Source organism: Coxiella endosymbiont of Ornithodoros maritimus (genome assembly GCF_907164965.1).
Classification (GTDB): domain Bacteria; phylum Pseudomonadota; class Gammaproteobacteria; order Coxiellales; family Coxiellaceae; genus Coxiella.
The window spans coordinates 1-4751 of record NZ_CAJRAM010000068.1; the positions used below are offsets into that span (position 1 = coordinate 1).

A 4751-nucleotide genomic window follows, 5' to 3' on the forward strand; every position below is an offset into this window, starting at 1 on the left:
CACATATTGAGCGCCTAACCCCTCTCGTGTGGATCACCTTACCCCACTCATCAATCCCACACAGTTGAAAAACCCCTTTTGCAATAAATACCAACACCAAGTATTTTAATATCTTTCATGGCCCTGCTCCTTTTTTTAAAAATAGAAACTCTATGTTGGCGCATTATAACGCCCTCTTTAAGGAGGGGCACTTTTCATTAGGTTACAACGAGATTACTCCTGACGCCAGAAAGTTCCATCGGGAGAGTCTTCGATGGCAATACCAAGGTGGGTTAATTGATCGCGAATTTGATCGGCTGTTTTCCAGTCGTTTTTTGTGCGAGCTTCGTTGCGTTGGGCGATCAGTTTTTTAATTTCTTGAATATCAGTTTCCTTTTTTGCACCTTGTAAAAATTGTTCGGGGAAATACTGCAATAGACCAAAAATATTACCAAGGTGTTTTAATTCTGCCGCCAGGACAGTCGCCTTTTCAATTTGATTATTGTCGCGGAAACGATTGATCTCGCGCACCATTTCAAACAAGAGTGCAAAGGCTATTGGCGTATTAAAATCGTCATCCATTGCTTCGTAAAAACGATCGGTATACGAAGACATTTTCTCGTGATTAACCACCGGCAATCCGCGTAGCACCAAATAAAAGCGTTCTAAAGCAAGTCGGCCGTTTTCCAAATTTTCTTTAGAATAAGTAAGCGGATTACGATAATGTCCTGACAAGAAGAAATAACGCAATACTTCAACGTCGCTTTCCTTCAAGGCTTCACGGATAGAAATAATATTGCCCAACGATTTAGACATTTTTTCTTTATTAATTTCCAAAAGTCCCGCATGCATCCAAAGTTTCACAAACGGTTTTTCTTCGCCCACTTCGGATTGAGCAATTTCATTTTCATGATGTGGAAATTTTAAATCAAGGCCTCCACCATGGATATCAAAAGGTTGGCCCAAAATACTGCTCGACATCGCCGAGCATTCAATATGCCAGCCTGGCCGCCCTTCACCCCACGGTGAATCCCATTTCGGTTCGCCTGGCTTGGCCTTTTTCCATAACACAAAATCTAAAGGGTCCCGCTTACTATCGCTCACTTCGACTCGCGCACCGGCTTGGAGTTCGTCTAAATGATGGTGGGATAATTTTCCATAGTCCTTAAAACGACGGACATCAAAAAAAACATCGCCATTTTGCCCGATATAAGCATATTGGCTACCCAAAAGCTTTTGTATCAATTTGATGATTTCAGGAACATACTGGGTAGCGCGCGGTTCTTGATCGGGCGATAAAACGCGCAAGGCTTTTTCATCTTCATGTAATACCTGAATAAACCGCTCGGCTAATGCCTCCGGGCTTTCTTTATTTTCCCCAGCACGTTTAATGATTTTATCATCGATATCTGTAATATTACGCACGAATGCCACTTCATAACCGCGCATTCGCAGATATCGAACAACCATATCAAAAGTAACTAACGAACGCGCATGACCGATGTGACTGTAATCATAAACCGTCATACCACACACATAGAGTTTTACTTTCCCAGATTCGATCGGTTTGAAAATTTCTTTTTGTTTTGTGAGACTATTAAAAATTTTCACTGATACGCCTCTTGCAATCGATTTTGTATCGTTTCGTAATCCATTATTAAAATTAATTTAGCTAATTCAGGGCCATGCTCTGCCCCCGTTAGCACGATTCGCAGCGGTTGATACAAGGGTTTTCCCTTTAAATTTAGTTTTTCTTTTAAGTGACTAATAACCGAATTTAAATCTTTACCAAATTTTTTAAACGCCTCGAAGGCCTCTTCAAAATAACGATTCCCGGTCGCACACAGTAATTCATTTTGGGCAGTTTCTAAGTTAAGCGTTTTTCCAAAGCAGACGTTTACCCAATAAGAAACATCCCGCGGAAAACTCACATTGGGTTTTACCGTCGTTAAAAATAAATCGGCTTTATCTGCCGGAATTTGCGATTGCAATTCACTCCCAGCCCACTCCCAAAAATCGTCGTTGGATAATTGATTCACTGTCTGTTTTTGCCAATAATCCAATTGCTGAGTATTGAACTTCGCTGGCGATTTACTCAACGATTCGATATTAAAACCTTTTGCCAATTCTGCTAATGACAAAAGTTCGTCACTCGAGTAATAATGCCCCAACCGCGCCAAGTAATTGGTGAGGGCTAATGGTAAATAGCCCTTATCGCACAGCTCTTTAATTCCGCGGCTGCCGTGCCGTTTGGATAAAGGGCTGCCATCCGACCCCACGATTAAAGCAATGTGCGCATAGGTTGGTACAGGTAGCTCCAACGCTTGCAAGATCAAAAGCTGTCGTGGCGTGTTAGTTAAATGATCTTCGCCACGCAAGACGTGGGAAACGCCCATCAAAGCGTCGTCGATCGCGTTGCAGAATATGAAAGGCGAGGTGCTGTTCGCTCGCCGGATAATAAAATCACCAATATCGTTGGTTTGAAAGCGCTGCTCCCCACGAACTAAATCAACGAAGACAACCACTTCATCGTCAGGCACCCGAAATCGCAGCGCAGGCTGTAATCCCTCGGCTTTCTTTTTTTCCATTTCCGCTGCAGATAAAGATCGACAAGTGCCGGCGTACCGAGGCGGTTTCCCTGCCGATCTCTGAATTTTTCGCGATAGTCGCAATTGCTCTTCGCTGCAAAAACAAGGATACGCTCGCTCAGCTTCTTCAAGCCGTTGGTAATAATCATCGTAGATAGCTTGGCGTTTTGATTGATGATACGGACCGTTGTCTTCGTCAGCACCCGGCCCTTCTTGCCATTCTAAGTTCAACCATCGCAAATCTTCCTGAAATCCAAGGTCAAACGTCTCTTTAGAGCGCCCGACATCGGTATCTTCAATCCGCAACAAAAAGATGCCCTGTTTACTTTTTGCAAATAAATAATTGAATAACGCCGTTCGCGCATTACCCAAATGCATCAATCCAGTAGGGCTGGGACAGAAACGGCTTTTCATCATAGACTCATCCTCGAAAACGCACTATTATGACAATTTTCAATCGGGTTTTCCAACACGCCTTTCTGTGTCATTTCCGCGAAAGCGGGGAATCCAGGTGGAGAGAGTAATGCACTTCTGGACTCCTACTTTCGCAAGAATGACGCAATACAAACACTAATGAAACATACTTTATTCATTTCTGATTTACATTTGGAAGAGGAAACCCCCTCAATCACCGCTCATTTCTTGTATTTTCTGAAACACCAGGCCTCTAAGGCCGATGCCATTTACATTTTAGGCGATTTTTTTGAAGCATGGATTGGCGACGATAATCAAACGCCTTTTAACCTTAAAATTGTCGAATTATTACAAACACTTGCTCGCACTAAACCTACTTATTTTATGCGAGGCAATCGAGATTTTTTAATCGGCCAGCGATTTGCTGCTATGACAGGCGTTTCTTTATTGGAAGATCCCAGCCTTATTCAGCTCTATAACAAACCCGTTTTATTAATGCACGGCGACAGCCTGTGCACGCTTGACCATAAACATCAAGCCTACCGTCGAAAAATTATGAAACCGTGGGTTCAAAAGCTCATGTTATCGCTGCCCTTATCACTTCGACGGAAATTAGCGAAAAAATTCCGCGAACAAAGCCGCCGCCATAATCGAACGCTGTCGTATGAAGTCAAGGATGTGACACCCGAAGAGGTGAACCGCGTTATGAAAGAACGTAATGCTGAATTATTAATTCACGGCCATACCCACCGCCCCGCCATTCACTATTTAACGATCAACAGAAGCCCCAGCAAACGAATCGTCCTCGGCGCTTGGTATAATAGCGGAAGCGTTTTGCGTTACGCGCAGGACGGAAGCTTTGAGTTACAGGCTTTTAAAATAGATTAAAATAGATCTTTAAGGAGTGGACTCAATAAGTACTTAAACAAAGATATCGTTCAAAACGATGTGAAACTTTCAGACGTTGTATACCAAACCTTATTCGTATTAACTGAAGAATACCCCATTAATAAGGAAAGTTTCGTAACTGGTAACGCCATTGAATCCAACCACATTCTTATTACATCAACAGATTTTCAATCTGATGCTGAGGAATTAGTCACGTGGTTTAGAATGCAAGAATTATCAGACTGCCCACATCCACTAAATCCCTTTACAAATGAACGTTTTTCTGAGAGAAATAAAAAATATATAAAAAATAATAATGATCTTTCACTTCACTATTCAAACTATCGAAACTCATTTGATAATCAATTTCAAACTTCATCAAATATTTTACGGCTATTTTTTTCACCCTCACTACGGCTGCTTTGATGAGACCCATGGAACCGGTTTTGGAAGAACTTTTTGGAAATGCGCCATTTTTTAACGGACAACTATCCGAAATATCGTCGATTTTTCCGTATCGATGATGCTTTCTATTTATATAAAGCCTGATAATATAAGCAGTTTACAATAAGGGTTACAAAAAGTAAGTGGAGCCTTATCCCAATTACTTTGGGACGATCGCAACGTCAACGAGCCTGAAAAGAAATTCGACCCGGCAAACGCGCTTTGATAAACTATTGACCCCTCCCCCTCCTCCCGCGCGCAGGAGAGACAACAATCCGTAACCCGTATAAGCGAAATACGGGCATTGCGTCTAGCTCCGTGAGTTTTTAAAATTCTCTCTCCCCCTTTCAGGAGGAGAGAGAATGTTTTTTTATTCAACAGCACTCTATACATGACGAAAGCAGTTCAGTTGATGAAATAGTGAGAAAAGCTGCTGAG

4 protein-coding genes and 1 pseudogene are annotated in these 4751 nt (G+C 42.2%); 2 read left to right on the forward strand and 3 right to left on the reverse strand.

All coding sequences use genetic code 11. The features are described from left to right. The 3 genes and pseudogenes from OWO34_RS06730 to gltX all read right to left on the reverse strand — a co-directional run. Positions 1-119, reverse strand: a pseudogene (locus tag OWO34_RS06730) (IS110 family transposase); the annotation flags it as partial. Positions 120-213: 94 nt separating this feature from the next. Further along, positions 214-1608 carry a cysteine--tRNA ligase gene (gene cysS, locus OWO34_RS06735; RefSeq protein WP_267256991.1) on the reverse strand — a complete coding sequence of 465 codons (1395 nt, stop codon included), beginning with the start codon at positions 1606-1608 and terminating at the stop codon, positions 214-216. Beyond that, positions 1587-2984, reverse strand: a complete 1398-nt coding sequence (gltX, locus tag OWO34_RS06740; protein WP_267256988.1) for a glutamate--tRNA ligase — start codon at positions 2982-2984, stop codon at positions 1587-1589. The genes cysS and gltX overlap by 22 nt, the downstream gene beginning before the upstream one ends. 156 nt (positions 2985-3140) lie before the next feature. Here gltX and OWO34_RS06745 point away from each other — a divergent pair, with 156 nt between their 5' ends. Then, positions 3141-3869 (forward strand): UDP-2,3-diacylglucosamine diphosphatase, encoded by a 729-nt coding sequence (locus tag OWO34_RS06745; RefSeq protein WP_267256989.1) that lies wholly within the window; start codon positions 3141-3143, stop codon positions 3867-3869. Positions 3870-3929: 60 nt separating this feature from the next. Continuing rightward, positions 3930-4295 (forward strand): hypothetical protein, encoded by a 366-nt coding sequence (locus tag OWO34_RS06750; RefSeq protein WP_267256990.1) that lies wholly within the window; start codon positions 3930-3932, stop codon positions 4293-4295. The last annotated feature ends 456 nt before the right edge of the window (positions 4296-4751 follow it).

What these genes read in the sequence shown, in the direction of transcription:
- gltX (WP_267256988.1), bottom strand. Translation starts at nt 2,984, where the DNA reads ATGATGAAAAGCCGTTTCTGTCCCAGCCCTACTGGATTGATGCATTTG.
- OWO34_RS06745 (WP_267256989.1), top strand. Translation starts at nt 3,141, where the DNA reads ATGAAACATACTTTATTCATTTCTGATTTACATTTGGAAGAGGAAACC.